The following is a 26,858-nucleotide window of genomic DNA, read 5'->3' as shown; positions in this document are numbered from 1 at the left end:
ACAGCGTTAGCGGTTCACCGGTTTGGAGCATGTGCTCGCGGGGGATTCACGACAGAATCCCGGAGGTTCTGCACCGTTACAGAAGTCTGGGGTGGATATGCGGAAACTCGTGCTCCCGGCACTGGCAGGCGTGGTGATCGCGGGGCTGGTCCCGGCGGTGGCAACGGCACAGGGCGGTGAGGCGCCCGGAGCGCCCGGCGCCCATCCGAGCTGGCTCCCGGCGGACAAGACCGGCTTCGGCACCGCCCGCGAGCGGGCGAGCAACGTCTGGTTCACCCTTCAAGGTGGCCGGATGTCCGAGGTCTACTACCCGGATCTGTCCACGCCGAGCGTCCGGGCGCTCGACCTCGTCGTCACCGACGGGACGAGCTTCGCCACCGTCGATTCCTCGGCGAAGGCACAGCAGGTGCGCCGCACCGGCGGCCTCACCTACGAACAGACCATCACCGACGACCAGCGCCGCTGGAAGCTCCGCAAGACCTACGTCACCGACCCGGCGCGCGCGAGTGTGCTGATCGACGTCGACTTCGTTTCGCTGACCGGCCGCCCGTACCAGGTTTACGCGGTCGCGGATCCCGATCTCACCAACGAGGGTTCCGACGACTCCGCGCGCTCACAGGGTGCGAGCGCGGTCTCGTCGGATGCGAAGACGGCGGCCGCGCTGACGGCGGAACCGGCGTTCTCACGCACTTCCGTGGGATACGCGGGCACCTCCGACGGTCTCACCCAGCTGAAGAAATCCTTCGCCCTGAAGGAATACGCGACCGCGGCCAAGGGCAACGTGCTGGTCACCGGGCAGACCTCCGCCGACGGTGTCCGCTCACGGGACTTCACGCTTTCGCTGGGCATGGGCGCGAAGGATTCCGACGCGCTCGCCAACGCGAAAGCCTCACTGCGGCGCGGATTCGCCGACGCCGCCCGCGCGTACGACCGGGGCTGGAAGCAGTACCTCCGTCAGGTGAAGGACGCGCCGTCCTCTCTGAAGACCAAGCGGGAGCGGGATCTCTACCAGGCGTCCGTGCTGATGCTCGCGGCGAGTGAGGACAAGATCCACCAGGGCGCGCTCATCGCGTCGCCGAGTATGCCGTGGCGGTTCGGGAACAACGACCCGGAATGGTCGCCGTCGGGCACCTATCACCTGGTCTGGCCGCGCGACCTCTACCAGATCGCGACCGGGCTGCTCGCCGCCGGCGACCGCGACGCCGCGAACCGGTCGATCGACTACATGTTCGGCACGCAGCAGCTGCCCGACGGGCATCTGCCGCAGAACAGCCACGTGGACGGCACGCCGTACTGGAAGTCCATCCAGCTCGACGAGACCGCGCTGCCGATCGTGCTCGCCCAGCAGCTCGGCCGCACCGACGCCAAGACCTGGACGGGGGTGCGCAAGGCGGCGGAATTCCTGTTGTCCTACAAGGCGGACAACGGGCACGCGTCGCCGTACAGCCAGCAGGAACGCTGGGAGGAACAGGACGGCTACTCGCCCTCGACGATCGCCGCGGTGATCGCCGGCCTGGTCTGCGCGGCCGACATCGCCAAGGCGAACGGCGCCACCGCCGACGCGGAGCGCTACCTCGCGACGGCCGACGCTTTCAAGGCGAAGCTCACCCAGTGGACCGTGACCACCAACGGCCCGCTGTCGAAGGACCCGTACTTCGTCCGGCTGACCAAGGACGGCAACGCGAACAACGGCACGAAATACAACCTGGGCAACTCCAGCGTGACCATGGACCAGCGTGCCGTGACCGATGCCGGGTTCCTCGAACTGGTGAGGCTGGGCATCTATCGTGCCGACGATCCGGTGATCAGGAACAGCGTCGAGGTCACCGACGCCGACATCGCCTTCACCACTCCGACGGGTCAGTTCTGGCACCGGTACACCAAGGACGGGTACGGCGAGAAGGCCGACGGCTCGCCGTGGGACTACACGTTCCCGGCCGAAAGCCGGACCACCTTCGGGCGACTGTGGCCGCTGCTGGCGGGTGAACGCGGTGAGTACGACCTCGCCAATGGTGACCGGCGTACGGCTGCGAAGCGCCTTCGCGACCTAGGGCGCGTCAGCAGCTCTGGGGACACGATGCCGGAGCAGGTCTGGGACGAGAACGCGCCTTCGGGGCAGCCGGGCTTCCCGGCGGGCACTCCGACCGCGTCCGCGACACCGCTGGCCTGGACGCACGCTCAGTACCTCCGGCTCGCGTGGTCGGTGGAGGCGGGGAAGGTGGTCGAGCAGCCTCGGGTCGTGCGGTGCCACTTCCTGGGGTGCTGACCCTCACGTGAACGCTATGAACGGGACGTTCCTTGCGAAATTTGCAAGGAACGTCCCGTTCATAGCACGCGGAGCGGCGCTGAGGGGTCAGTCGTCGGAGGGCTGAGCCTCAGGCAACCACGAATTGCCCGGAACGCCCCATTTGTTCGCCTTGAGCATCTTCTTCGCCGCGCGGGCGTGCCGCCCGACCAGCCGGTCGAGGTAGATGAAGCCGTCGAGGTGATCGGTCTCGTGCTGCAGGCAGCGCGCGAGGTAACCCGTGCCTTCGACCTCGATCGGATTGCCGTCGACGTCGAAGCCGGTCACCTTCGCCCACGAAGCGCGGCCGGTCGGGTACGACTCGCCGGGCGCCGACAGGCAGCCTTCCCAGTCGTCGTCCGGATCCGGCATCGTCTCCGGGATCTCCGACGTCTCGAGCTTCGGGTTCACCACGACGCCCTTGTGGCGCGTGCCCTCGTCGTCGGGGCAGTCGTAGACGAACACGCGCAGGTCGAGGCCGATCTGGTTGGCCGCGAGGCCCACCCCTTCGGCGGCGTACATGGTCTCGAACATGTCGTCGATGAGCGTGCGCAGCTTGTCGTCGAACTCGGTGATCTCCCGAGTCGGGTTGTGCAGCACGGGCTCGCCGGCGATCACGATGGGATGGACGGTCACGCGCGCAGTTTAGTCGGACCCTTCTGGTACACCCTTACCCATGACGCGCCGACGTCGTTACCGAGGCCGGGCGCCGCATCCGTGGTCTAATGGCGCCGCGGAATGACAAGCCTGTGGTTTCACGCCCGCCGAGCACTGACCTGATTGCGAGGAGTCGGATGGACGCCGCGGAGTCGATGGCCGAGCCCGACCAGCCGTCCCCGTCGGAGACCGTGAACGGCCTCAGCGAGCGCGAGCTCGACATGCTCGCCTTCGAACGTCAGTGGTGGAAGTACGCCGGCGCGAAGGAACAGGCCATCCGCGAACGCTTCTCTATGTCGTCGACGCGCTACTACCAGTTGCTGAACCGGCTGCTCGAGAAGACCGAAGCCATGCAGGCCGATCCGATGCTGGTGAAGCGCCTGCGAAAGACGCGAGCGGCCCGGCAGCGCAATCGCGCCGCCCGGCGACTGGGGATCGATCTCTCATGAGTCTGTTTTCGGGTCTGTCCCGGCCGATGAAGGCCGCCGGACTGGCCTTGGTCGGTGTCGCCGTGATCGCCGCCGTGATCGGCGGCATCACCCTGACGAGCGGCGGCGGTGACTCGGACACCGCGACGCCGCCTGGCACCACGCCCACGTCTTCAGACGGCGCGACGCAGCCTTCGTCACCGGCGCCGGGCTCGCCTTCGGCCAGCACGCCGCCCGCGTCGTCGGCGCCCCCGTCGAGCGCGCCCGCGAGCTCGGCTCCTCCGGCGAGCCAGCCAGGGCAGACGGGTCAGCCGGGCCAGCCTGGTCCCGGCCAGCCCGGCGGTGATCAGCAGGCGTCGCACAAGTGGGTGACGGTGCGCGTCTACAACAACAGCACGATCCAGGGCCTCGCCGAGCAGGCCGCGAAGGATTTCCGCGCCTCCGGCTGGAACGTCTCCGAGGTCAAGGGCTATCCGGGCAGGCTCCCCGAGACCGTCGCGTATTTCCGTCCCGGCACCGACGAGGAAGCGGCCGCGAAGGCGCTGGCGCTGGAGTTCGGATTCCGCGCCGAGCCCCGGTTCAAGGAGATCGAGAACATCGGTCCCGGCGTGATCGTCATCCTCACCAAGGACTACAAGACCAACGACAAGGACGGCTCCTAGCCGGATCCGTGAAAGGGGCCCTCCTTCCTCGCGAGGAAGGAGGGCCCCTTTCACGTTCAGACCTGGGTCTGCGCGTACGCCTCCAGCGCCGCGAGCTGGGCCGGGTCGAGCGACGGCCGCACGGCCTGCGCCGCCTTCGCCAGATGCTCCGCGGTGACCTCCTTGGCCTCCAGCGACTCCCGCATCGCGGTCAGCGCGGCCTCCCGGATCAGCGCCGCGCAGTCCGCCGCCGAATAACCGTCCAAAGTGGCCGCGTACGCCGCGAGGTCCACATCGGACGCCAGCGGCGTGTTCTTGGCGCTGGCGGCGAGGATCGCCTCGCGGGCGTGCGCGTCCGGCGGCGGGACGTAGACGCGGCGCTCCAGCCGTCCCGGCCGCAGCAGCGCCGGGTCGACCAGTTCCGGCCGGTTCGTCGCGCCGAGGACGACGACCTCGCGCATCGGCTCGACACCGTCCAATTCGGTCAGCAGGGCCGCGACCACGCGGTCCGACACGCCCGAGTCCGACGACTGGCCGCGGCGCGGGGCGAGCGCGTCGATCTCGTCGAGGAAGATCAGCGACGGCGCGGCCTCGGCGGCACGGCGGAACAGTTCCCGCACCGCGCGCTCGGACTCGCCGACCCATTTGTCCATCAGCTCGGCGCCCTTGACCGCGAAGACGTTCAGCGCGCCGGTGCCGGCGAGCGCGCGGACCAGGAACGTCTTGCCGCCGCCGGGCGGCCCGTACAGGAGCACGCCGCGCGGCGGGTCGACGCCGAGGCGGGCGAACGAGTCCGGATAGCGCAGCGGCCACAGCACCGCCTCGGTGAGCGACTGCTTGACGTCGGTCATGTTGCCGACGTCGTCCAGGGTCAGCCCGCCGGTGGCGAGATTGTCCGAAGTGGACATCGAAATGGGCCGGACGGTGGTCAGCGCGTCGAGCAGGTCCTGCTGGGAGATCCGGGGTTCGTCGGCTTCGCGTTGCCGCAGCGCGGCACGGAGGGCGGCGTCGCGGCGGAGCGCGATGAGATCCGCGGCCACGAAACCCGGGGTGCGCTCGGCGATCGGTCCGACGTCGACGCCGGACTCCAGCGGGGCTTCGCGCAGGAGTACGCGCAGCAGTTCCGTGCGGGTCTTCGCGTCCGGGAGCGGCAGGCCGAGTTCGCGGTCGAGCAGGTCGGCGGCGCGCAGCCGCGGATCGGTGGACTCGGCCCGTCCAGTGGTGGCGACGACAGCGAAACCCTTGTGGCGCAAGGCTTTTCGCAGGTCGTCGAGGACCACCGTCGCGAGCGGGGGCGGCTGGGACGCGGGCAGCAGCGCGTCGATGTCGGTGATCAGCAGGACCGCGGGGTCTTCGTCGCGGGTGGCCTGCTCGATCGCCTCCCGCAGGCGCGCCGCGGCGACGTTCGGTTCGAGGACGGCGATGTTCGGCGCCGCGAGCGACACCACCCGTACCTTTTCGGCCTGTGCCACGGCGCGGACCAAGGTCGCCTTCCCGACGCCTTCCGGCCCGGACAGCAGGACCCCGAGATGCGCCGACGTGCCGAGCTTCGCCAGCAGCTCCGGGCGGTGGAAGGCCAGATCGAACCATTCGGCGAGCTTGCGCGCGGCCGCTTCGGAACCGGCGAGATCCGACAACGGCGGCACGGCTTCCTCGGCCACCTCGTCGATCCGCTCGTCTTCGACGATCTCGGCGTCGATGAAGTCCTCGTGCGGAGTGGCGGGCGTGCTGCGCACCAGCGTCGTCCCGGCGCGGGCCGGAGCGGCGGCGGGCGCGGCCTCGCCGGTGCGGGCGCCGTCCCGCCAGCTGACCACAGTGGACGGTCCGACGGCGACGGGCCCCGACGGCTCGGTGGCGGTGACGGTGAGCAGCTCGTTCGTCCAGGTCATCCCGATGGCGCGGGAGAGCTGGCCGCGGACCGCCGAGACGTCCGAGCCCGGCGCGGGCGCGAGATCCTGGGGGAGCAGGGAAACGGCGTCGCCGACGGTCAGGACCTTGCCGATCAGGGCGAGCCGCAGGGTGTGCGGGGAGAGCGACACGCTCGCGATGCGCGAGCCCGCCACGGTGACCGTCTTCGCGGCCGACACCTCCGCCGGCGCGACGACGACTTCCGACCCCTCGGTCACGCCGAGGTTCGACATCGTGACGTCGTCGAGGAGGATCACCCCCGGGATCCCCTCCGCGTCCGACGGCGCGGCCAGCGCCGAGCTGACGCGCGCGCCGGTGACGCGGACGGCGTCCCAGGCCATCAGGCCGAGCGCGTCGAGGACTTCGGGGTGCAGCCGGACGACGCCGCGGCGGGAGTCCAGTGCGGACGGGGTGTGCCGGACGGTCAGCGTGATCTGGGGTGCGCTCACCCCGCCACCCTATCTACGCGGACCGTTCCCAGCGGTCAAAGGACAGGATCTCCCCGGCGGGTCGCCGGGCGGCGGGCGAGAAGTCGCGCTGGGTCGTGTAGGCGACGGCGAGCAGGCTGATCTGGGTCACGTCGGCGGGGATCCCGAGCAGTTTCGCGACCTCCGCCTCGCGTGCGGGCAGGTGGTACGCGCACATCGAGCTGCCGAGCCCCTTCGACCGCAGCGCGAGCTGGAAGCTCCAGATCGCCGGGTACACCGAGCCGTAGTACCCGTTCTGGATCACGGGATCCTCCGGCGGGCGGCCGATCATGCACGGGATCGCGAGGGCCGGGACGCGGCCCAGGTTGTCGACGAGGTGGCGGGCCGACCGCATGACGGCCTCGCTCGCCAGGTGCCCGTACTTCGCCATGGTCGGGATCGCCTCGGCGCGGACGATCTCCGCGACCTTCGCGCGCAGTTCCGGGTCGCGGACGATCACCCAGCGCTGGGCGTCGAGCAGCATTCCCGCGGCGGGCGCCTGCTGCGCGACACGCACGCAGTCTTCGAGCAGGCCTTCCTCGACCGGCCGTTCGAGGTCGAGCTTGCGGCGGACCGAGCGGGTGGTGGTGAGCAAGGTTTCGGTGTCCATGGCATCCCTCCAGGTGGCTTACGGCGTAAGCATACGGTGTAAGTACTTACGGCGTAAGGGAGTGCCGGTAAACTGGACGGCATGGCGCTGAGCAGGGAGAAGGTGCTCGACGCCGCGTTGCGGCTGGCGGGCGAGCACGGACTGGCCGGGCTTTCGATGCGGAAGCTGGCCGCCGAAGTCGGCGTGGAGGCGATGTCGCTCTACAACCACGTCGCGAACAAGGGCGATCTGCTCGACGGGCTGACCGCTCGGGTCTTCGAGAGTGTGCCGCTGCCCGAACCCGGACCGTGGGACGAGCGGCTGCGGGCGCTGACCCATGGCCTGTACACGGCCTTTTCGCGGCATCCGGTGGTGGTGCGGGCGCTGGCGACCGACGCGGCGAACCCGCGCTCGGCGGGCGCGCTGAAATTCATCGACGCGATGTTCTCGGCGTTGCTGGACGCCGGGCTCGACGAACGGGGCGCCGCTCGGGGTTATCGATCGCTGATCGGGCTGGTGTTCGGCGCCGTGCTGACCGAGACGGTGGGGCTTTCCGGCGTTCCGGACCCGTCGGATCTGGAACGGGCCGAGCCGGTGGTGGCGTGGTTCCGGCGATCGGTGACGGCGGACGGGCTGCCGTCGCTGCATCGGGCGCTGCCGTCGCTGCTGGACGGCGACTGCCTGCAGGACTTCGAATTCCAGTTGGACCTGGTGATCGGCGGGTTGCGGGCTTCGGTGGGCTGAGCTTCTCTGGGTCGCGTTCTGGGGCGCGCTGGGAGTCGCGCTCGGGTGTCGCGCTCGGGTGTCGCGCTCGGGTGTCGCGAAAGCCACTTTCGGGACTTCCAGCGTCCCGAAAGTGGCTTTCGCGACACCCGGTCCGCCCCGTTGTCCCCAAGTTGTCCACAGGGTCACCCACTTGTGGACAACTCCAGCCTCCCGCCCTCGTTTCCCCCGGTCCCGTCGGACACCCCCGGTACGCTGGGCGCGGGGCCGTCCCCCAGGGATGGGCGGGGGGCTGGGAGTGGGCCGAAGGGGTTTCGGTTGTCCATAAAGGACGGTCTGGACCCGGGGGCGCGGGCCTCGGTGCCGGGCGGGAGGGTCAGCGTTTCCGGAGGCCGATCCGGCGCCAAGAGCGGCGTCGAGGGCCGCGGCCGTTGTCCCGGTCCTTGTCGGTGCTGATGGTGCGCGGAGCCCGCGCGACGTGCTGTTCGCCCCGCTGGAGCCGGACCCGCTGAGCGGCACCGGCCACCACCCGCCGCAGCGGCGGGCGCAGGCCCAGACGGCGGCGGCTCGAAGAACGCCGGATCGCGCGCCGTTCCCGCGGCGGAGCCATCCACGCCTCCGGGTGGCTCGCCAGCCAGCGGTGCCGGTACACCGAGTACGGGATGTGCGCCAGGTACAGCACCAGCGCGATCGCCAGCGCCACCAGCGGGAACTGGATGATCGCGGCGGCCAGCAGGCCCACCCCGACCAGCAGCGGCGCGATCGCCTTGGGCGGCGCCTTCACCGTCTTCAGCGAAAGCGTCGGGATCCGGCTGATCAGCAACGCGGCCACGGCGATCGTCCACACCCAGACCACGTACTGGTGCGACCACCACCCCTGCCCGAACTGCAGCTCCAGGATCAGCGGCAGCATCGCCAGCAGACCACCGGCGGGCGCGGGCACACCGACGAAGAACTCACCCGCGTACGGCGGCTGCTCGGTGTCCTCGATCAGCGTGTTGAACCGCGCCAGCCGCAGGATCATGCAGACCGCGAAGATCAGCGACGCCACCCAGCCGATCCGTTCGCCCTCCGCGTGCCAGACGTACAGCACCAGCGCGGGCGCGACACCGAACGAGATCCCGTCGGACAGCGAGTCGAGCTCTTGGCCCATCTTCGACGTCGCGTCCAGCAGCCGCGCGATCCGGCCGTCGAGACTGTCGAGCACCGCGGCGATCCCGATCGACGCGATCGCCATCGGATAGTTGCCGATCAGCGCGAACTGCACCGACGACAGACCGGCGCACAGGGCGAGCACCGTGATGGCGTTCGGCAGCAGCCGCACGCCGGGAGTGGTCACGCGGACCATGGATCAGCCTTCCGGGTGCGGCGCCGTGGGCAGCTCGGCGATCGGCGTCTCGCCGCCGATCGTGCGCTGGCCCTTCGAGACGAGGACCTTGCTGCCCGGCGGCAGGTACAGGTCGACTCGCGAGCCGAAGCGGATGATGCCGTACGTCGCGCCGACGCCGACCTTGTCACCCTCGCGGATCTCACAGAGGATGCGCCGGGCCACCAGGCCCGCGATCTGCACCACGACGAGCTCGTGGCCGTCTTCGGTGCGCATGAGCACGGAGTTGCGCTCGTTGTCTTCGCTCGCCTTGTCCAGGTCCGCGGACAGGAACTTCCCCGGCCGGTACGCGACCCGCTCGATCACACCCGAGGCCGGGATCCGCTGGACGTGCACGTCGAACACCGACAGGAACACGCTCACCCGCATCCGCGGTTCGGCGGGCAGCCCCAGCTCGGGCGGCGGCACGGCCTCTTCGATCAACGAGACCAGACCGTCCGCCGACGCGACCGCCAGGCCGGACTGGACGGGCGGGACGCGCTTCGGCTCACGGAAGAACGCGGCCGTGGCGGCCGTCGCGAGCGCGCCGACGACGCCCAGGCGCTTGGAGAACCTCCGCAGCACCAGCGTCGCGGCGAGACCGCCGAACACGAACGGCCTGCCGGCCGGGTGCATCGGCGGAACGGTCTCGCGGGCCAGCTTCACAGCGTGCGCGAGGGGGTTGCCAGTGGCTTCCGGCCGGTTGCCGCTCATTGGTCGGGTTCACCGCAGTTCGTGTCGGGGGGTCGGGACAGGAAGAGCCACCACGCTACCGCCCTGTCCGGAGACGGGCCGTGGCCTCCCCCGGAAGGGTTTCCCCGCGCCGGGTGGGAGGGGCCACATCCCGGTAACGCAAGGTCGAAATACGCGATAACTCTAGGTAATTGACGCCGACAGCAGACCTGAAGGACTCTCGAATGCCCGCCAGCCCGGACCCCGCAGGCGAGCGACTCGCCGAGCTGTTCCGCGCCTGGAAGAGGGACATTTCGGCGGCGCCGATGCCTCCGCTCGTCGACCCCGTCCGCGCCGTCTCGGTCATCGCCGAGGCACGCGCGTCCGGGCGCATATGCCCCCCGACGGCACATGCGACCGGACGCGGCCACTGGAACTGAGCGAAAGTCCCACTTTAGTTCGCCGGACGCCCTGGATCACCGGTCGCGAGAAAACCGTTACCAACGGTCACTCCGCTGATCACCGCCGATACGAGTCATTGCGTCCGGAGCCGCGCACCAGCCGCAGCAGGGCGAGCAGCACGATCGCACCGAGAATGGCGACGCCGAAGCTGGGGAAATCGAACTCGAAGGCCCTCTCGGTGCCGGTGGCGAGCCGGTAGATGAAGCCGCCGAGCGCCGCGCCCAGCACGCCGATCAGGATGCTGAACAGGCAGCCGCCCCGCCGGTCCGGGCCGCCGACCACGACGTTGGCCAGCCAGCCGGCGATGGCGCCGAACACGATCCACGAGAAGAAACCCATGCCATCGAGGTTACGTGGGCTGCCCGGGTCTGCCCCGGTGGCGCCGACCGCTCGCCGTGACAGCTCTGCTCTGGAAGTGCGTCGCGAAAGCCACTTTCGCGACATGATCACCAGGGGTGGTCCCGAGCCCGCCGGGCCGACGTTGCGAAAGCCACTTTCGCAACCTTCAACGTTGCGAAAGTGGCGTTCCCAACCCCGGCTGAACCCTCCCTGACCGCCGCAACACAAGGAGACTTGTACAAGAGATATTGTGCAACTACTGTTGTGCGTCATGGCCGATCGCGAAGTACACGAAGTCCACGATTCGAAGGTCCTCGCCGCGATGTCGCATCCGCTGCGGCGCCGCCTGCTCGACGTCCTCCGCCTCGACGGCCCCTCCACGGCGTCGGTGCTCGCCGAGCGGACCGGGCAGGCGGTCGGGAACGTCAGCCACCACCTGAAGGTGCTGGCCGCCAGCGACCTGGTCGAGGAAGCGCCGGAACTCGCCCGCGACCGCCGTGAGCGCTGGTGGCGCCGCGTCGGCTACGCGGTTTCCTGGTCTCCGTCGGACTTCCCCGACGACCCGGTCGCGGCCGCCGCCGAATCCCTCGCCCTCGAACGCCAGGTTTCCATGGCGCGCCAATGGTTCGCCGAACGCGAGAGCTATCCGGAGGAGTGGCATCGCGCCGCCTTCGCCACCGACAGCTGGGCGAAGATGTCGGTCGCCGAACTGGCCGAGCTCGAACAGAAGGTCCACGAGCTGATCAAGTCCTACAGCGGCCGCGAGATCCCGGACGACGGCCAGGAACGCCGCCCCGTCTTCATCGCCACCCGCGCCGTCCCGGCCCGCCCGTGACCACCCGCGAACGCGGCGGATTGCTGCGCTCCAGGGACTTCCGGCTCCTGTGGACCGGCGAGACGACCAGCGTGCTCGGCAGCTCCATCGCCGTCGTCGCGCTGCCGCTCGTCGCGGTGGTCACCCTCCAGGCGAGCACGTTCGCGGTCGGGCTGCTGACCGCGGCCGCCTGGCTGCCGTGGCTGCTGATCGGCCTGCCGGCCGGAGCCTGGGTCGACAGACGGCCGAAACGCCCGATCATGCTGGTCTGCAACGGCGTTTCCATGCTGGTGTTCCTGAGCGTCCCGGTCGCGGCCTGGTTCGGCCTGCTCACGATGACCCAGCTGATCGTCGTCGCCTTGGCGGGCGGCGTCGCGAAGGTGTTCTTCAACGTCGCGTACCGCGCGTACTTGCCTTCGCTGGTCGAGAAGGATCAGCTCCAGGAAGCCAACGAAAAGCTGCAGGGCAGCGAATCCGCCGCGCAGATCGCCGGACCGGGCCTCGCCGGTCTGCTCGCGCACTGGTTCGGCGCCGTCTCCGGAGTGCTCGCCGACGCCGTCAGCTTCGGGATCTCCGTGCTGTGCCTGCGATCCATCCGCCACCGGGAACCCGAGCGCCCGGCGAAGACGCGTTCACGGCTGCGTGACGAGATCCGCGACGGGCTCCGTTTCGTCGTCCACGACCCGTATCTGCGTGTCCTGGCGGTCTTCGGTGCGATCTCGAACGTCGCGCTCATGGGCTACCAGTCGATCGAGGTCGTGTTCCTCGTCCGCGACCTCGGCGTCGGCGAGGGCACCGCCGGGCTCGTGCTCGCGCTCGTCGGCGCGGGCGGCGTGTTCGGCGCCGCGCTGTCCGGCAAACTCGCCGCCCGGATCGGCACCGCGCGGGCCTTCGTGCTCTGCGAGGCCTTCGGCGCCTTGATGATGCTGCTCGGCCCGCTCGCGCAGGGTGGCTGGGGCCTCGCGTTCTTCGTCGCCGCCGGGTTCTCGCTCAGCGCCGGCGTCGTCGGTTCGAACGTCCTCAACGCCACCTTCAAGCAGCGGTACGTCCCGGCGGCGATGTTCGGCCGGGTCACCGCGAGCACGTCCGTGCTCAGCTTCGGCGCGATCGCGCTCGGCGGCCTGCTCGGCGGGATCCTCGGCGAGACGGCCGGCATCCGGCAGACGCTGGGGCTGATGGCCGGACTCGAGGTCGTCGCCGTCTTCGCCCTGCTGTTCACGCCGATCGGCCGGTGCCGCGACTTCCCGGCAGATCGCGTTTAGCCCGCGAAACGCAGGTCAGAGCAGGAGGACGTCCACCTCGTCACCCTGCTCGACCGACTCCACGTCCTCCGGCAGCACGATCAGGCAGTTCGCCTGCGTGAACGAAGCCAGCAGATGCGAGCCCGGCCCGCCGCGCGGGCCGACGATCCCGGTGACCTCACCTTCGGAATGCGTGTAGAAGCCCCGCCGGAACTGGCGCCGCCCGGCGGGGGAGGTCATCGCCTCGGTCAGCCGGGCCCGCACCCGCTGCCGGTCGACGCCCGCGTGCCCCATCGCCGCGAGCAGCGCCGGCCGCAGGAACGCTTCGAAGGACACGAGCACGCTCACCGGATTGCCCGGCAGGGTCACCACCGGCACCCCGTTCCAGCGGCCGCAGCCCTGCGGCCCGCCCGGCTGCATCGCGACCTTCCGGAACTCCACCCCCTGCCCGGTCAGCGCGTCCTTCACCACTTCGTACGCGCCCGCGCTGACCCCGCCCGAGGTCACCAGCAGATCCGCGTCCGCCAGCCGCGGCTCGATCACCGCGCGGAACTCGTCCACGTCGTCGACCACACTGCGCACGACCTCGGCCGCGCAGCCGAGCGCACGGATCGCGGACGCCAGCATGATGCTGTTCGACTCGTAGATCTGCCCGTGCCGCAACGGTTCCGGCGCGTCGACGAGTTCGGTCCCGGTGGACACCACGAGCACCTTCAGCGGCCGGTACACGGGAACCTCGGCGAGTCCGACCGCCGCCGCGAGGCCCAGTTGCGCCGGGCCGAGCACGGTCCCGGCCGGGAGCGCCACGGTGCCCTCGACGACGTCTTCGCCCCGGCGCCGGACGTGCGCGCCCGGGACGGCTGTCCGAAGAATCCGGACGTTCGTCACGCCGCCGTCCGTGTGCTCCACCATCACCACCGCCTCGGCGCCGGGCGGCAGCGGGGCGCCGGTCATGATCCGGTGCGCGGTGCCCGGCTCCAGCTTCGTGATGTCGACCCGGCCGGCGGGGATGTCCTCGGCGACCGGCAGCGTGACCGGCACCTCGGCGACATCGTCGGCGCGGACGGCGTAACCGTCCATCGCCGAGTTGTCGAACGGCGGCAGCGAGACCCCCGCGCGCACGTCCTCGGCCAGGACGAGCCCGGCGGCGGAGGCGAGCGGAAGGCTGATGACGGGGGCGTTTCCGAGCAGGCCGGTGACGGTCTCCCGGTGGGTGTCGACGGAGATCACGCCGACCATCCTCCCGCCTCGGGGCCCTCATGCAAGACTCTGCGCGTCACAACGACCATCCGGGGAGAAGAAGACATGCAGGTTCAGATCCGTCACCAGCCTTCGTTCGCGGTGGCGAGGCTCATGCTCGCCCCGGGTGAGCCGGCGCAGGTCGAGTCGGGCGCGATGATGGCGACGAGCTACGGCGTGCAGGTCCAGTCCCAGGCGCAGGGCGGCATCATGAAGGGGCTCGGCCGCGCCTTCCTCTCCGGCGAGTCCTTCTTCATCTCCACCTACACCGCGCCGCAGAACGGCGGCTGGGTCGACGTCGCCGCGAACCTGCCGGGCGACATGCAGATCATCAACCTCGACGGCCGCACCGGCTGGTGCGTCACCCGCGGCTCGTGGCTCGCGTCGTCGCACGGCGTGCAGACCGAGACCAAATGGGGCGGGCTCAAGAACCTCGTCGGCGGCGAGGGCGGCTTCCTGACCCACGCGACGGGACAGGGCCCGCTGGTCGTGGCCTGCTACGGCGCGCTGGAGACGGTGACCCTGCAGCAGGGCGAGGTGATCACCATCGACACCGGGCACGTCGTCGCGTTCGCCGACACTCTGCAGTACCAGATCCGCAAGGTCGCCACCGGCGTCATCCAGTCGATGAAGAGCGGTGAAGGTCTCGTCTTCGACTTCGCCGGGCCCGGTCAGCTGCTCACCCAGACCCGCAACCCGTCGGCGCTGTCCGCCTGGGTGATCGCCCAGGTCCCCTCCCGCTGAGCGCATGCGGGTACAGACGAGACACACCCCGAACTTCGGGGTCGCACGAGTGCTGTTGTCGCCCGGCGAAGCCGTCCAGGCCGCCGGGGACACCATGCTGGCCAGCAGTTTCGGCATCACCGAAACCGTTCCCTCCCGCGGCGGTTCGCGGGCGGGCAAGGGCGCGCCCTCGGTGTTCACCGCGCCCGAGGGCGGCGGCTGGATCGACTTCGCGCCACTGGCGGCCGGTGACGTCTATCCGCTGGAGCTCAACGGCGGCGGTGGCTGGTGCGTGAGCCGGGAAGCGATCCTCGTCCGGCCGGCGACCGTCCGGCACGACGCCGGCTGGGCGCCGCTGCAGACGCTCTTCGGGACCGACTCCGGCTTCCTGGAGCACTACAGCGGGACCGGGCCGCTGGTACTGGCCGCGCGGGGTCCGGTCGACGCCTTCGAACTCACCGCGGGCGAACTCGTCACCATCCGGCCGGACTTCCTGCTGGCCTATCCGGACACCGTGCAGTGCCGGCTCCGGGCGGTCGACCCGTCCGGACCGCAGTCGGTCCGCACCGGCGAAGGGCTCGCGCTGGACTTCGCGGGACCAGGACGCGTCCTTGTGCAAGCGCGCAATAGGCGGCTTTCCCGCGGATGACCTTCGGACGAATTGAGCATTGCCGACGCCGGTAATTCGGGTAGCGTGAACTGCACTCGAAACCGCCGGCCGGGGCAGAGAAGGCCGACGGATCCTGTGCTGAGGGAGTGCGCCGTGGCAGTCGGCACCGTCAAGTGGTTCAACTCGGAAAAGGGCTACGGATTCATCGAATCCACCGAAGGGCCCGACGTCTTCGTCCACTACTCGGCCATTCAGGCCGACGGATTCCGGACGCTCGACGAGGGTGATCGCGTGGAATTCGAAGTCCAGTCCGGCCGTGATGGGCGGAGTCAGGCGGCGGACGTCCGCAAGGTCTAGCCCGGACTTCGGCCGACCCCCGGCGGCCTCCGGAACTGGCGCGTTAGGCTTCGCTGCGTGACAGGCGATGAGTCGGGGGACCTGACGGGTCGCCGGCTGGGCAACTACCGCATCGACGGCGTGCTCGGCAAGGGCGGCATGAGCGTGACCTACAAGGCCACGGACGTGCGGCTCGGACGCAAGGTGGCACTGAAGGTCATCGGTGACCACCTCGGGGCCGACGCCGAATTCCGCGAACGCTTCGTCGACGAGGCGCGGAACACGTCCGCGATCGACCATGCCAACGTCGTGCCCTTGTACGACTTCGGCGAGCTCGAAGGCATGCTCTACATCGCCATGCGGATGGTCGACGGCGGCGACCTCGCCGGCCTGATCTCCGGCGGCCCGATCGCGCCCGCCCGCGCGCTGAACATGCTCGACCAGGTCGCCGACGCGCTCGACACCCTGCACAACCGGGGTCTCGTGCACCTCGACGTCAAACCGGCGAACGTCCTGGTCACCAGCAAGGAGACCTCGCGCGAGCACGTCTACGTCGCCGACTTCGGCCTGACGCGCCGCGGCGCCACCGGGCACCGGACCCGCGGCGGCGACTTCCTCGGTTCGCCGACGTACGCGGCCCCCGAGCACCTGCGCGGCGAGCCGCTCGACGGCCGCACCGACCAGTACGCGCTCACCTGCGTGCTCTACGCCTGCCTGACCGGCAGCCCGCCCTTCAAGGGCGACGTGCAGACGGTCATCAAGGGGCACCTGAACGGCGAGCCCCCGGCCATCTCGCGGATCGTCGGCCTGCCGGCCGGGATCGACGAGGTCGTCCGCAAGGGAATGGCGAAGAATCCCGCCGAGCGCTACCCCAACTGTGTTGAGATGATCGCGGCCGCCAGGCGCGCGCTCGGTCCGCTCGCGACTTCGAACGAGCCTCCCGGCCCGCCCGGGGCCGCGGCGCCGGTCCAGCAGACCGCGCCCCAGCAGGCGCCAAGGCAGAACACGCCGCCACAGGGAGAGGGGGGCCCCGTGCACCCGTACGGAGGACAGCAGCCCGGCTACGGCCAGCAGGGACCGGGACCGCAGGGCCCGCCCCCGCAGGGTCCGCCGCCCGGCTACGGCCCGCCGCCGCAGCAGCAGGGCGGCTACCAGCAGGGCGGTTTCCAGCAGGGGCCGCCTCCTGGTTACGGCCCGCCGCCGCAGCAAGGCGGTTTCCAGCAGGGTGGCTTCCAGCAGGGTCCGCCGCCTGGGTACGGTCCGCCGCCGCAGCAGCAGGGCGGTTTCCAGCAGCAGCCCAAGAAGGGCGGCGGCGCCAAGTGGATCTGGATCGTCGTCGGCGCCCTCGTGGTCGCGGGCGCGATCGTCGCCGCGATCTTCGTCTTCGGCGACTCGAGCGGCGGCAACGGCCCGCAGACCACCGCGCCGAACATCCCGGTCGGCCCCGGCGGCTCCCAGTCGCAGGTGCCCGGGTCGTCGCTCAAGCCGCCGCCGTCGTCGATCCCCATCAAGCCGAGCAACTGACGGAGCCGAAGGACGCTTTCACCGCGTGAGATGTGGTGAAAGCGTCCTTCGCCGCGTCTGATGAGGGCATGGTCCCCTTCAGCCACGCCACCGCGCTGACCTGCGGTTCTTGCACTCGCCCCGGGAGAGTGCTAAACACGACATTGGCACTCGACGCCGTCGAGTGCCAGGCGGAGCGGTCACCGATCGCTCGCCTGAAGGTCGGGACGGTGAGGCCGCACCCTTGATCGGGTGGGTCGTCCGTCGCGGGCACCGAGCCTGGCCGAGGAAGAGTCCTGCCGCCGCGCTGTAGTAGGCGTGCGGCGGCGCCCAATACCGGAGGACCACACCGCAATGGCCAAACTGATCGCGTTCGACGAGGACGCCCGCCGCGGTCTTGAGCGCGGCTTGAACACCCTCGCCGAAGCCGTCAAGGTGACCCTCGGCCCGCGGGGCCGGAACGTCGTGCTCGAAAAGAAGTGGGGCGCGCCGACGATCACCAACGACGGTGTCTCCATCGCCAAGGAGATCGAGCTCGAGGACCCGTGGGAGAAGATCGGGGCCGAGCTCGTCAAGGAAGTTGCCAAGAAGACCGACGACGTCGCGGGTGACGGCACCACCACCGCCACCGTGCTCGCCCAGGCTCTCGTCCGCGAGGGTCTGCGCAACGTCGCCGCCGGGGCCGACCCCATCAGCCTGAAGCGCGGCATCGAGGCGGCCGTCGAGGCCATCACCGAGCAGCTGCACAAGGCCGCCGTCCAGATCGAGACCAAGGAGCAGATCGCCGCCACCGCGTCGATCTCCGCCGCGGACCGCACCATCGGCGAGCTCATCGCCGAGGCGCTGGACAAGGTCGGCAAGGAAGGCGTCGTCACCGTCGAGGAGAGCAACACCTTCGGGCTCGAGCTCGAGCTCACCGAGGGTATGCGCTTCGACAAGGGCTACATCTCCGGTTACTTCGTGACCGACCCGGAGCGTCAGGAAGCCGAGCTCGAGGACCCGTACGTCCTCCTCTTCGGCTCCAAGATCTCCACCGTCAAGGACGTCCTGCCGCTGCTGGAGAAGGTCATCCAGTCCGGCAAGCCGCTGCTGATCATCGCCGAGGACGTCGAGGGCGAGGCCCTGGCCACCCTCATCGTCAACAAGATGCGTGGCACCTTCAAGTCCGTCGCCGTCAAGGCCCCGGGCTTCGGTGACCGCCGCAAGGCGATCCTGCAGGACATCGCGATCCTGACCGGTGGCCAGGTCATCTCCGAGGACGTCGGCCTCAAGCTGGAGAACGCGGACCTTTCCCTGCTGGGCAAGGCGCGCAAGGCCGTCATCACCAAGGACGAGACCACCATCGTCGAGGGCGCGGGCGACGCCGACCAGATCCAGGGTCGCGTCAACCAGATCCGTGCCGAGATCGACAACTCGGACTCGGACTACGACCGCGAGAAGCTCCAGGAGCGTCTGGCGAAGCTGGCCGGCGGCGTGGCCGTCATCAAGGCCGGTGCCGCCACCGAGGTCGAGCTGAAGGAGCGCAAGCACCGCATCGAGGACGCGGTGCGCAACGCCAAGGCCGCCGTCGAAGAGGGCATCGTCGCCGGTGGTGGCGTCGCTCTCATCCAGGCCGCCGAGGCCGCCTTCGCCGGTCTGAAGCTCGAGGGCGACGAGGCCACTGGTGCCAACATCGTCAAGGTCGCCGTCGAGGCGCCGCTCAAGCAGATCGCGATCAACGCCGGCCTCGAAGGCGGCGTCGTGGCGGAGAAGGTCAAGTCCCTCCCGCAGGGTCACGGCCTCAACGCCGCCACCGGTGTCTACGAGGACCTGCTCGCCGCCGGCGTGCCGGACCCCACGAAGGTCACCCGCTCCGCGCTGCAGAACGCCGCTTCCATCGCGGCGCTGTTCCTGACCACCGAAGCCGTCGTGGCGGACAAGCCGGAGAAGGCCTCGGCCGCTCCCGCCGACCCGTCCGGTGGCATGGGCGGCATGGACTTCTGAGTTCGAGCCGGTAACACCACCGGAAAGCCCGGACGCGCCTCGCGCGTCCGGGCTTTTCTCTGCCGCGTTCCCGTAACTCGCGTGATCAGGGGCGTAACTCGCGTGATTGGAGGCGTAACTCGCGTGATACGCCTTCAATCACGCGAGTTACGGCTTCAACCACGCGAGTTACGGCTTCGATCACGCGTGATACGGCGAAAGGCCCGGGCATCCCCATACCCGGGCCTTTCGCCTTGTCCCCCTGCCCCTTTCGGACGCCGCGCCCCCTGCGCGCGGCGTCCGACCCGTCAGGATTCGCCCGGCTGTTCCGGAGTCAAGAGCCACGCGGCGGCGTAGAGCGGGATCGCGAATCCGGCGGTGAAGAAGACGCCGGCCACGAGGGCGATGCGCAGGATCGCGGCGTCGACGCCGAGGTAGGCGGCCCAGCCGCCGGCGACGCCCGCGAGCATCTTGTCGGTGCGGCTGCGGTAGAGCTTCTTGGTGGCCTGGGGGGTGTACACGCTGTTCGTCATGGCTCGATGTTCGCTCCGGAACGACCCTCGGCACATCGGGGAACGGCCCCGAGCCGACCCTGGAATCCGACCCTGAGGGGCCGGAAACCGGGTGCGCCGGGCACGCCCGCGCTGGTAGGACTTCTCCGGTGAAACACGACAGCCCCGAATTCGCCGCCATCGCCGAGCAGGGCACCATCCTGCGGTGCCAGGTCGGTTCCGGTCTGCACGGCACCGCCGTGCCCGGCCAGGACGACCGCGACGAACTCGGTATCTGCGTCGAGCCGCCGGACCACGTCATCGGCCTGAAGCGGTTCGAGCAGTACATCTTCCGCACGCAGCCCGAAGGCGTCCGGTCCGGTCCCGGCGATCTCGACCTGATCGTCTACTCGTTGCGCAAGTGGCTGCGGCTCGTGCTCAACGGGAATCCGACCGTGCTGCTGCCGCTGTTCGCGCCCGAGGCCGAGATCGTGGCGATCGACGAGCTCGGTGCCGAGCTGCGTGAGAACGCGCACCGGCTCGTCTCCCGCCGTGCGGGCCTGCGGTTCCTCGGTTACTCCCGCGCGCAGCGCGAGCGGATGCTGGGGCTGCGGGGCAAGGCCGGGCGGCCGGAGCTGATCGAGAAGTACGGCTTCGACACGAAGTTCGCCATGCACATGGTGCGCCTCGGCGTCCAGGGTGTGGAGCTGCTGGAGACCGGGCGGATCACGTTGCCGGTCCCCGAACCGTGGCTCGGCTGGCTCCGCGATCTGAGGCAGGGCAAGAAAACCCGCGAGGAAGCCTTGGAAGCGGCCGAGTCCCTCGAGAGCCGTCTCGGCGAACTCGTGCGTGGGGCCTCGCCGCTGCCGGAGGAGCCCGACACCGGCTGGGTCGACGCTTGGCTCGTGCAGGCCTACCTCAGGGCGTGGAAAATGCCTTGATGACGATCAAAGCGAAAGTGCTCACGTTCGGGGTCGCGGTGCTGACCGTGCTGGGAATCGGCACGGCCGGCGCCGCGCCCGAAGGCCATGGCGCGCAGAGCAGGCTCGACCTCGTTCAGGCTCGCGGCGAGATCCGCGTGTGTTCGACGGGCGACTATCGGCCGTTCACCTATCGCGACGCGGCGGGCGCGTGGAGCGGGATCGACATCGACCTCGCGGGCGACCTCGCGAAGCGGCTCGGCGTCCGGCTCCAGCTGGTTCAGACCACATGGAAGGCGATCGCCGACGACGTCGGGCGGAAATGCGATCTGGCGATGGGCGGGGTGTCGGTCACCTTGGACCGCGCGAAGAAGGGGTTCTACACCGTTCCCTATCTTCGCGACGGCAAGACCCCGATCACCTTGTGCGAGAACGAAAAGCGGTTCCAGACCCTGGAGCAGATCGATCAGCCGGGGGTCCGGGCGATCGTGAACCCCGGCGGTACCAACGAACAGTTCGCCGACGCCAATCTCAAGCGCGCGACCATCGTCCGTCATCCGGACAACAATACGATCTTCGCCGAGATCCTGGCCGGCCGGGCCGACCTGATGATCACCGACGCGACCGAAACCCGTTGGCAGGCAAAGCAGAACCCGCGCCTGTGCGCGGTGCATCCCGACGAGCCGTTCACCTTCTCGGAGAAGGCGTACCTGCTGCCGCGCGACGTCGTGTTCAAGGAATGGACCGACCAGTGGCTGCATCTCGCGCTGAACGACGGCACCTACGCGCGGATCGCGAAACCCTGGCTCGGCTGAAACCGGTTTGAACCACTTCCGTTACCCGGCCGTATCCCTGGATGTGGGTGAGGAGGAACCAGACCGGAGGAAGCACCGATGATGAACAGTGCCGGGAAACACCGCAAGCGCGCGACGATCGGCATCGCGTCCGTTCTCGGCGTGGCCGCCATCGCCGCGGCGATGTTCGCGATCAGCACTCCGGACGGGCAGGCCGCGGAAAGCTGTCAGGGACTGGACACCGCCCTGCGGAACAACCTGAACTTCATCGCGGGCCAGCAGGCCGATCCGGACGCGCAGTCCGGGGCGCGGATCGCGAACCGGCAGGCCGTCGTCGACCTCATCCAGCAACGCCGCGAGGCCGCGGGGTGCACCGAGGTCGTACAGGCCGACGCCGGGAAGCAGGAGCAGGCCGCCGAGCAGGACGACGCCCTGGCGGACGAGGCCGCCGATCAGGGAGCGGAGGCCGGGGGTGAAGGAGAAGTCGTCTGCCAGGGCTCCACGGTCACGCTGTCCGGCGAGGGCGGCGCGCCCGCGGCGTCCAGCGGCGAGTTCCCGGCGGGCACCAAGCTGAAGGTGACGAACCTGGACAACGACAAGTCCACGACCGTCGAGGTCACCGGCGTTTCCGGCAGCTGCGCACTGCTGAACAACGCGGCCTTCGAGCAGGTCCGCGAGCCCGGGAAGTTCCTGATCCGCCGGGCGACGATCGAGCGGGTCGGCTGAGACACCCGCACCGGGGCGGGGAAGACGCGGACGGTCCCGGTGCGGAGGCGGCACGAGTCCTCCTGGTCCCCTCGGCCAGGAGGGCTCGTGGTCGTTTGTATCTCGCTTGTACGCCCTTTCGGGACGCTTCTCGCGAAACGCCGAGAAAGGACGACCGATGAGATTCAGACGAGTGGTCACGGCGGCAGCGACCGCCTTGCTGGGCATGGCCGGGCTGGCGATCACCGCGACGTCGGCCGAGGCCGCCGTCGGGCCGCGTCCCAACTTCCAGCTCCCGTTCCCCTGCAACCAGGTGTGGAACGGCGACAACGACAACAGCAGCGCGCACCGCGCCTACGAGATCGACTTCAACCGCGGCGGCTCCGCGGGGGCGGACCTCGGCGACACCGTGGTCGCCGCCGCGGCGGGCAAGGTCGTCATCTCGGCGCACCAGGGTTCGGACAACGGGTTCGGCAACCTGGTGAAGATCGACCACGGTGGGGGGTGGTCGACCTACTACGCGCACCTGAAGGTCCGCTCGGTCGCGCTCAACGCGCAGGTCGCGCAGGGGCAGAAGATCGGCGAGGTCGGCAACACCTCCAAGCCGGGCAACAACATCAGCCCGCACCTGCACTACGAGGTCCGCACCAACGACTCGTCGTGGCCGAGCAACATCAAGCCCGCGTACTTCAACGGCGTGCGGTTCGGCTACCCCAACGCCAACGTGACCTCGAAGAACACCTGCAGCGGCAACGGGAATCCCAACCCGTACGACGCCGTCGAGGTGTGCGGCGACGGCTACAAGGTGATCGACTCGCAGGCGCTCGGCAGCGCCGCGACCGCGTACCTGCTGTACAACTCCGCGAACCAGAACAACTGCGTCACCACCATCAAGGCCACCTCGGTCGGGACGGGCAGCGCGGTTTCCGCCTTCCTCGAAGTCCAGGGTTCGGCGAGGAAGACCGACTCCGGCAGCTTCGAGTACTACGCGGGCCCGGTGAGCGCGGCCGCCGGCGCGAAGTGCGTCCGGTGGGGCGGCTCGGCGGGTTCCACCAGCTACGAATCGCCTTTCGAACACTGCAGCTGATTTCCTGACCCGAACGCCATGAACGGTCCGTTCCTTGCAAATTTCGCAAGGAACGGACCGTTCATGGCGTCGGGAGGTGGGTGCGGACGCGGGTGAGGCGGGCTTCCCAGGCCGCCCGGACCTCCGGAGTGGCGGCGTGGGCGGCGAACAGATCGGGAGCGGGAGCCCGCGGTGGCACCGGCAGGCGACCGTCCACAGGGGACAGTGAGTCGCCGCAGACGTCCCCCGTCAGCAGGGACATCGTGCCGAGCCCGCAAGCGAAGTCCAAGGTGGGCAGTGCGCCCGCGAGCGCCAATCCGGCGGCCAGGCCGACGCTCGTCTCGACGGCGGACGACACCACGCACGGCAGCCCGCACGCTTCGGCGACTTCCAGCGCGCGCCGGACCCCACCCAGCGGCGCGACCTTCAGCACGGCGACGTCGGCCGCTCCCGCCACGGCCACCTTGAGCGGGTCTTCGGCCCGGCGGATGGACTCGTCCGCGGCGATCCGCACGCCGACCCGGCGCCGGACGTCGGCCAGCTCCTCGATCGACGGGCACGGCTGTTCGACGTATTCGAGCCCGCCGGCCGCGCGGTCCAGTTCACCGATGGCCTTGACCGCGGTGTCGGAGTCCCAGGCCATGTTCGCGTCGACGCGGACCGCGCCCCGCGGGCCCAGCGCGGACCGCACCGCCTCCACCCGGGCGCAGTCCTCGGCGAGGCTCACCCGCGGGTCGGCGACCTTCACCTTCGCCGTGCGGCAGCCCGACGCGGACACGAGTTCGTACGCCTTGTCCGGGGACACCACCGGGACGGTCGCGTTCACCTCGACGCTCTCCCGCACCGGCGACGGCCAGCCGCGTTCGCTCGCCTCCAGCGCGGACGCCAGCCACGGCGCGCTCTCGGCGTCGGAATAGTCGGAGAACGGGCAGAATTCGCCCCAGCCCGCCTCACCGCGGATCAGCAGTCCTTCACGGACGGTGATGCCGCGGAACCGCGTGCGCAGGGGGATCGCGTAGACGTCCATCGGCACCGATCATGCCACCGCGGGAATCACGTGCCGTTTGTCCGGGTTCCCGACAGAATGAGCGACGTGGCACTCGACTTTCGCGTGCTGGGGCCCACAGAGGTCACGGCGGACGGGCTGCCGGTGCCCTTGGGCGGCAGCAGGCCGCTCATCGTGCTGGCCGGTCTGTTGCTGCGCGCGAACACGGTGGTGCCGGTCGAGGAACTGGGCCGCTGGCTGTGGCCGGACGATCAGCGGCGCTCGAAAGGCGCCCTGCAGACCTACGTCCTGCGGGTCCGGCGCGCGCTCGGCGACGACGTCACGATCCGCACCGAACGCGGTGGCTACCTGCTCGAACTCGACGAGAAGCTGCTCGACCTCGCCCGGTTCCGGTCGCTCGCCTCGGCCGGAACGGAGGCCGCGCGTGACGGCGACCTGCGTGGGGCCGCGGACCGGTTCGCCGCCGCGCTGGCCGAGTGGCGTGGACCGGCGTTGCAGAACGTCCACTCCGAAGCGCTGCTTCGGGACGAAGCCGACCAGTTGGGCGAAGAGCGCTTGCGCGTCCGCGAGCAGTGGGCCGACGCGCTCATCGCCCTCGGCGATCACGCCACCGTCGTCCCCGAGCTGACCAGGCTGTGCCGTGAGCACCCGCTGCGGGAACGGCTGCACGAACAGCTGATGATCGCGCTGTACCGCTCCGGCAGGCAGGCCGAGGCGCTGGAGGTCTACCGCCGGATCGGCGCGGTACTGGCCGAAGAGCTCGGCCTCGACCCCGGAGCGTCACTGCAGCGGGCGCACCAGGCCATCCTGACCGGTGAAGAGTCCGTCGAGACCACATTGGACTCCGGGCTGACGCGATACCGGCTCGGCGCCGAACCGTTGATCCCCCGCCAGCTCCCCGCCGATCTACGCGTGTTCTCCGGTCGCCAACGAGACCTCAAGGCACTGCACGGACTCGTCCCGGAGGCGCTGGACACCGAGCGCTCGACCTCCATCGCGTCGATCGAGGGGATGGGCGGCATCGGCAAGACGACACTCGCCGTCCACTTCGCGCACGAGGTCGGAGACCGGTTCCCCGGCGGGCAGGTGTACCTCAACCTGCGCGGGTACGGCCCCGGTGAGCCGGTCGAAGCCGCCGCCGCGCTCGAAACCATGCTCGTTTCCGTCGGCGTCCCCGCCGACCGGATCCCCGCCGGCGTCGACGGGCGAGCGGCCACGTGGCGTACCTACAGCGCCGGCCGCCGGATGCTGATCCTGCTCGACAACGCGGCGAGCACCGAGCAGATCAGGCCGTTGCTGCCCGGCCCCGGCTGCTTGGTGCTGGTGACCAGCCGATGGCAGTTGCAGGCGCTCGTGGCGACCCACGGCGCGCGGCGTGTCGCGCTGGAGGAATTGCCGGACGACGACGCGATCGCCCTCCTCGCGTCGACGATCGGGCTGGACCGGACCGCCGAGGATCCCGAGGCCACCGAACGATTCGTCCGGTACTGCGGCGGGCTGCCGCTGGCCATCCGGATCCTCGCGGTGCGGGCGGCGCAGTTCCCGGACCTCGGGTTGCGGGAGTTCGTCCGGCTGCTGGCGGCCGAACAGGACCGGCTGGCTTCGTTCGACCTGGCCGACGGCGACGAGACGAACATCCGGGCCGTCTTCTCGTATTCGTACCGGGCGCTCGACGAACGGGCCGCCCGGCTGCTGCGGCTGCTCGGCCTGCCCACCGGCGGCGACTTCAGCCTGCCCGCGGCCGCGGCGGTGGCCGGGGTCGACATCGCCGAAGCGCAGGAGGATCTGGCGAAACTCGTGTCCGCGCACCTGATCGCGCGGTCCAGGCCCGGCCGGTACCAGTTCCACGACCTGATCCGCGCGTACGCGGCCGAACTCTCGGCGAAGATCGACGGCCCCGAAACGCGGACGGCCGTGCTGGACAGGCTGCTCCACGCGTCGCTGGCCTCGGCGCTGAACGCGTCGAGGCTCCTGCGTCCGGAACGGCATTACCGGCTCGTCGAACCCGAGCGGTTCGAGGGCGGCGGCCTGCGGTTCGGGCACTACGAGCAGGCTCTCGACTGGTTCGACGAGGAGGCGGGGAACCTCGTCGCCGCGGTCAACGTCGCCTACCGGGAGCGGCGGTACCGGGAGTGCTGGCAGCTGGCGTGGTTGCTGCAGTCGTACTTCATCGTGCGGGCGAGGCTGGAGGACTGGCGCTCGGTGTTCGGCGTGGCGCTCCGCGCCGCCCGCGACCTGGGGGACCGCTCCGGCGAGGCCGCCATCCTCAGCGGGCTCGGGGTGGCCTGCGGGGTCGCCCGCCAGTACGACGACAGCATCGCCTACCTGAAGCAGGTCGTCGAACTGCAACGACAGGTCGGGGACCGGCAAGGCGAGGCGCGGGCGCTCTACAACCTCACGCTGGCCAGCCAAGACCCCGAAACCGGTTGGGAATACGGGACGCGGGCGTTGCGGCTCATCCGGGAGAGCAACGTCGGTGCCGGCATGGAGGCCAGCGCGCTGCAGGCCCTCGGCGACATCTGCGCCCAGGCGGGCCGTTTCCGGCAGGCACTCGACTTCGCCGATCAGGCCTTGGCGCTGGAGGCGCACGCGCTGCCCGACGAAGCCCGCTTCACCCTGCACACCAAGGGGACCGCCCTGGTCGGCCTCGGCCGCGGCGACGAGGGCATCGCCTGTATGCGTCGCGCCGTCGAGATGTTCTTCGCCCACGGCGAGCTCTACGAGGCGGCCGACGTGCTGGCCCAGCTCGGTGGAATCCATCTGCGGCTGGGCGATCCCTCGTCGGCGCGGGACTGCTGGCTACGTTCGGTCCGTGTGCTGACCGAACTCGCGCACCCCGACGCCGACGACGTCCGGACGAAGCTGGCCTCGCTCGTCGGCGAAGCGGCCAAGACGGAGTGAGGCACGGGCGC

At 70.0% G+C, this 26,858-nt stretch carries 25 protein-coding genes; 16 read left to right on the top strand and 9 right to left on the bottom strand.

All coding sequences use genetic code 11. The features are described 5' to 3' along the window. Positions 1-97: 97 nt before the first annotated feature. Complete coding sequence (locus ACOCEP_RS07435) at positions 98-2,266, top strand: glycoside hydrolase family 15 protein (RefSeq protein ID WP_482336487.1); 2,169 nt, start codon at positions 98-100, stop codon at positions 2,264-2,266. 87 nt (positions 2,267-2,353) lie between these two features. Here the strand turns inward: ACOCEP_RS07435 and ACOCEP_RS07430 are convergent, their stop codons facing one another. Continuing rightward, a complete protein-coding gene (locus ACOCEP_RS07430) occupies positions 2,354-2,920 on the bottom strand; it encodes a peptide deformylase (protein WP_482336486.1) in 567 nt (188 codons plus the stop codon). Positions 2,921-3,078: 158 nt separating this feature from the next. Here ACOCEP_RS07430 and ACOCEP_RS07425 point away from each other — a divergent pair, with 158 nt between their 5' ends. Next, entirely contained in the window at positions 3,079-3,390 is a 312-nt protein-coding gene (locus tag ACOCEP_RS07425) for a DUF3263 domain-containing protein (RefSeq protein WP_005160574.1), read from the top strand. After that, positions 3,387-4,031, top strand: a complete 645-nt coding sequence (locus ACOCEP_RS07420; RefSeq protein WP_482336485.1) for a LytR C-terminal domain-containing protein — start codon at positions 3,387-3,389, stop codon at positions 4,029-4,031. Before ACOCEP_RS07425 ends, ACOCEP_RS07420 begins: the two co-directional genes overlap by 4 nt. Before the next feature lie 56 nt (positions 4,032-4,087). Here the strand turns inward: ACOCEP_RS07420 and ACOCEP_RS07415 are convergent, their stop codons facing one another. Together ACOCEP_RS07415 and ACOCEP_RS07410 are read right to left on the bottom strand one after the other, a co-directional pair. Continuing rightward, positions 4,088-6,367: an AAA family ATPase gene (locus ACOCEP_RS07415; RefSeq protein ID WP_482336484.1), complete on the bottom strand. Its 2,280-nt coding sequence runs from the start codon at positions 6,365-6,367 to the stop codon at positions 4,088-4,090. A gap of 13 nt (positions 6,368-6,380) precedes the next feature. Beyond that, complete coding sequence (locus tag ACOCEP_RS07410; protein ID WP_482336483.1) at positions 6,381-6,995, bottom strand: nitroreductase family protein; 615 nt, start codon at positions 6,993-6,995, stop codon at positions 6,381-6,383. An 81-nt stretch (positions 6,996-7,076) separates the two neighbouring features. On the opposite strand from ACOCEP_RS07410, the gene ACOCEP_RS07405 reads away from it, so the two are divergent. After that, on the top strand, positions 7,077-7,718 hold the full coding sequence (locus tag ACOCEP_RS07405; protein WP_482336482.1) for a TetR/AcrR family transcriptional regulator: 642 nt from the start codon (positions 7,077-7,079) through the stop codon (positions 7,716-7,718). Between the two features lie 355 nt (positions 7,719-8,073). On the opposite strand, the gene pssA is transcribed toward ACOCEP_RS07405, so the two are convergent. From pssA to ACOCEP_RS07390, 3 genes are all read right to left on the bottom strand, one after another. After that, positions 8,074-9,045 carry a CDP-diacylglycerol--serine O-phosphatidyltransferase gene (gene pssA / locus ACOCEP_RS07400; protein ID WP_482336481.1) on the bottom strand — a complete coding sequence of 324 codons (972 nt, stop codon included), beginning with the start codon at positions 9,043-9,045 and terminating at the stop codon, positions 8,074-8,076. Between the two features lie 3 nt (positions 9,046-9,048). Continuing rightward, positions 9,049-9,777 (bottom strand): phosphatidylserine decarboxylase, encoded by a 729-nt coding sequence (locus ACOCEP_RS07395; RefSeq protein ID WP_482336480.1) that lies wholly within the window; start codon positions 9,775-9,777, stop codon positions 9,049-9,051. Between the two features lie 477 nt (positions 9,778-10,254). Continuing rightward, positions 10,255-10,536 carry a GlsB/YeaQ/YmgE family stress response membrane protein gene (locus ACOCEP_RS07390; RefSeq protein ID WP_482336479.1) on the bottom strand — a complete coding sequence of 94 codons (282 nt, stop codon included), beginning with the start codon at positions 10,534-10,536 and terminating at the stop codon, positions 10,255-10,257. 271 nt (positions 10,537-10,807) lie between these two features. On the opposite strand from ACOCEP_RS07390, the gene ACOCEP_RS07385 reads away from it, so the two are divergent. Continuing rightward, complete coding sequence (locus ACOCEP_RS07385) at positions 10,808-11,371, top strand: winged helix-turn-helix domain-containing protein (RefSeq protein WP_482336478.1); 564 nt, start codon at positions 10,808-10,810, stop codon at positions 11,369-11,371. After that, the gene (locus ACOCEP_RS07380) at positions 11,368-12,612 is read left to right on the top strand and encodes an MFS transporter (RefSeq protein ID WP_482336476.1); all 1,245 of its coding nucleotides are present in this window, start codon (positions 11,368-11,370) and stop codon (positions 12,610-12,612) included. Before ACOCEP_RS07385 ends, ACOCEP_RS07380 begins: the two co-directional genes overlap by 4 nt. Before the next feature lie 15 nt (positions 12,613-12,627). Here the strand turns inward: ACOCEP_RS07380 and moeA are convergent, their stop codons facing one another. After that, entirely contained in the window at positions 12,628-13,821 is a 1,194-nt protein-coding gene (moeA, locus tag ACOCEP_RS07375; RefSeq protein WP_482336475.1) for a molybdopterin molybdotransferase MoeA, read from the bottom strand. A gap of 75 nt (positions 13,822-13,896) precedes the next feature. Between moeA and ACOCEP_RS07370 the strand changes: the two genes are divergently transcribed. The 5 genes from ACOCEP_RS07370 to groL all read left to right on the top strand — a co-directional run bounded on the left by ACOCEP_RS07370 (position 13,897) and on the right by groL (position 18,985). Beyond that, complete coding sequence (locus ACOCEP_RS07370; protein WP_034308282.1) at positions 13,897-14,574, top strand: TIGR00266 family protein; 678 nt, start codon at positions 13,897-13,899, stop codon at positions 14,572-14,574. Positions 14,575-14,578: 4 nt separating this feature from the next. Beyond that, complete coding sequence (locus tag ACOCEP_RS07365; protein ID WP_482336473.1) at positions 14,579-15,202, top strand: AIM24 family protein; 624 nt, start codon at positions 14,579-14,581, stop codon at positions 15,200-15,202. 114 nt (positions 15,203-15,316) lie between these two features. Further along, positions 15,317-15,520, top strand: coding sequence for a cold-shock protein (locus tag ACOCEP_RS07360; RefSeq protein ID WP_076160121.1), 204 nt, complete (start codon positions 15,317-15,319; stop codon positions 15,518-15,520). 57 nt (positions 15,521-15,577) lie between these two features. After that, positions 15,578-17,023, top strand: coding sequence for a serine/threonine-protein kinase (locus ACOCEP_RS07355; protein WP_482336472.1), 1,446 nt, complete (start codon positions 15,578-15,580; stop codon positions 17,021-17,023). A gap of 333 nt (positions 17,024-17,356) precedes the next feature. Beyond that, a complete protein-coding gene (gene groL / locus ACOCEP_RS07350; protein WP_005164277.1) occupies positions 17,357-18,985 on the top strand; it encodes a chaperonin GroEL in 1,629 nt (542 codons plus the stop codon). 287 nt (positions 18,986-19,272) lie between these two features. On the opposite strand, the gene ACOCEP_RS07345 is transcribed toward groL, so the two are convergent. Next, positions 19,273-19,497, bottom strand: coding sequence for a PspC domain-containing protein (locus tag ACOCEP_RS07345; protein WP_007033414.1), 225 nt, complete (start codon positions 19,495-19,497; stop codon positions 19,273-19,275). Positions 19,498-19,625: 128 nt separating this feature from the next. Here ACOCEP_RS07345 and ACOCEP_RS07340 point away from each other — a divergent pair, with 128 nt between their 5' ends. The 4 genes from ACOCEP_RS07340 to ACOCEP_RS07325 all read left to right on the top strand — a co-directional run bounded on the left by ACOCEP_RS07340 (position 19,626) and on the right by ACOCEP_RS07325 (position 22,961). Next, the gene (locus ACOCEP_RS07340) at positions 19,626-20,396 is read left to right on the top strand and encodes a nucleotidyltransferase domain-containing protein (protein WP_482336471.1); all 771 of its coding nucleotides are present in this window, start codon (positions 19,626-19,628) and stop codon (positions 20,394-20,396) included. After that, positions 20,396-21,190, top strand: coding sequence for a transporter substrate-binding domain-containing protein (locus tag ACOCEP_RS07335; RefSeq protein ID WP_482336470.1), 795 nt, complete (start codon positions 20,396-20,398; stop codon positions 21,188-21,190). Before ACOCEP_RS07340 ends, ACOCEP_RS07335 begins: the two co-directional genes overlap by 1 nt. Positions 21,191-21,268: 78 nt before the next feature. After that, complete coding sequence (locus ACOCEP_RS07330; RefSeq protein WP_482336468.1) at positions 21,269-21,895, top strand: hypothetical protein; 627 nt, start codon at positions 21,269-21,271, stop codon at positions 21,893-21,895. Between the two features lie 157 nt (positions 21,896-22,052). After that, a complete protein-coding gene (locus ACOCEP_RS07325) occupies positions 22,053-22,961 on the top strand; it encodes a M23 family metallopeptidase (RefSeq protein ID WP_482336467.1) in 909 nt (302 codons plus the stop codon). A gap of 61 nt (positions 22,962-23,022) precedes the next feature. Here the strand turns inward: ACOCEP_RS07325 and ACOCEP_RS07320 are convergent, their stop codons facing one another. Further along, on the bottom strand, positions 23,023-23,967 hold the full coding sequence (locus tag ACOCEP_RS07320; RefSeq protein WP_482336466.1) for an o-succinylbenzoate synthase: 945 nt from the start codon (positions 23,965-23,967) through the stop codon (positions 23,023-23,025). 66 nt (positions 23,968-24,033) lie between these two features. On the opposite strand from ACOCEP_RS07320, the gene ACOCEP_RS07315 reads away from it, so the two are divergent. Beyond that, positions 24,034-26,847, top strand: coding sequence for an AfsR/SARP family transcriptional regulator (locus ACOCEP_RS07315; protein WP_482336464.1), 2,814 nt, complete (start codon positions 24,034-24,036; stop codon positions 26,845-26,847). Positions 26,848-26,858 lie beyond the last annotated feature (11 nt).

The organism is Amycolatopsis sp. CA-211722, assembly GCF_056828465.1.
Note: the sequence above shows the minus strand (reverse complement) of the source record. Positions and strands in the feature narration are given on the sequence as shown.

Coding starts and splice junctions, on each gene's coding strand:
- ACOCEP_RS07435 (WP_482336487.1), top strand. CDS start 98: ATGCGGAAACTCGTGCTCCCGGCACTGGCAGGCGTGGTGATCGCGGGG.
- ACOCEP_RS07425 (WP_005160574.1), top strand. CDS start 3,079: ATGGACGCCGCGGAGTCGATGGCCGAGCCCGACCAGCCGTCCCCGTCG.
- ACOCEP_RS07420 (WP_482336485.1), top strand. CDS start 3,387: ATGAGTCTGTTTTCGGGTCTGTCCCGGCCGATGAAGGCCGCCGGACTG.
- ACOCEP_RS07410 (WP_482336483.1), bottom strand. CDS start 6,995: ATGGACACCGAAACCTTGCTCACCACCACCCGCTCGGTCCGCCGCAAG.
- ACOCEP_RS07405 (WP_482336482.1), top strand. CDS start 7,077: ATGGCGCTGAGCAGGGAGAAGGTGCTCGACGCCGCGTTGCGGCTGGCG.
- pssA (WP_482336481.1), bottom strand. CDS start 9,045: ATGGTCCGCGTGACCACTCCCGGCGTGCGGCTGCTGCCGAACGCCATC.
- ACOCEP_RS07395 (WP_482336480.1), bottom strand. CDS start 9,777: ATGAGCGGCAACCGGCCGGAAGCCACTGGCAACCCCCTCGCGCACGCT.
- ACOCEP_RS07390 (WP_482336479.1), bottom strand. CDS start 10,536: ATGGGTTTCTTCTCGTGGATCGTGTTCGGCGCCATCGCCGGCTGGCTG.
- ACOCEP_RS07385 (WP_482336478.1), top strand. CDS start 10,808: ATGGCCGATCGCGAAGTACACGAAGTCCACGATTCGAAGGTCCTCGCC.
- ACOCEP_RS07370 (WP_034308282.1), top strand. CDS start 13,897: ATGCAGGTTCAGATCCGTCACCAGCCTTCGTTCGCGGTGGCGAGGCTC.
- ACOCEP_RS07365 (WP_482336473.1), top strand. CDS start 14,579: ATGCGGGTACAGACGAGACACACCCCGAACTTCGGGGTCGCACGAGTG.
- groL (WP_005164277.1), top strand. CDS start 17,357: ATGGCCAAACTGATCGCGTTCGACGAGGACGCCCGCCGCGGTCTTGAG.
- ACOCEP_RS07345 (WP_007033414.1), bottom strand. CDS start 19,497: ATGACGAACAGCGTGTACACCCCCCAGGCCACCAAGAAGCTCTACCGC.
- ACOCEP_RS07335 (WP_482336470.1), top strand. CDS start 20,396: ATGACGATCAAAGCGAAAGTGCTCACGTTCGGGGTCGCGGTGCTGACC.
- ACOCEP_RS07330 (WP_482336468.1), top strand. CDS start 21,269: ATGATGAACAGTGCCGGGAAACACCGCAAGCGCGCGACGATCGGCATC.
- ACOCEP_RS07325 (WP_482336467.1), top strand. CDS start 22,053: ATGAGATTCAGACGAGTGGTCACGGCGGCAGCGACCGCCTTGCTGGGC.
- ACOCEP_RS07320 (WP_482336466.1), bottom strand. CDS start 23,967: ATGGACGTCTACGCGATCCCCCTGCGCACGCGGTTCCGCGGCATCACC.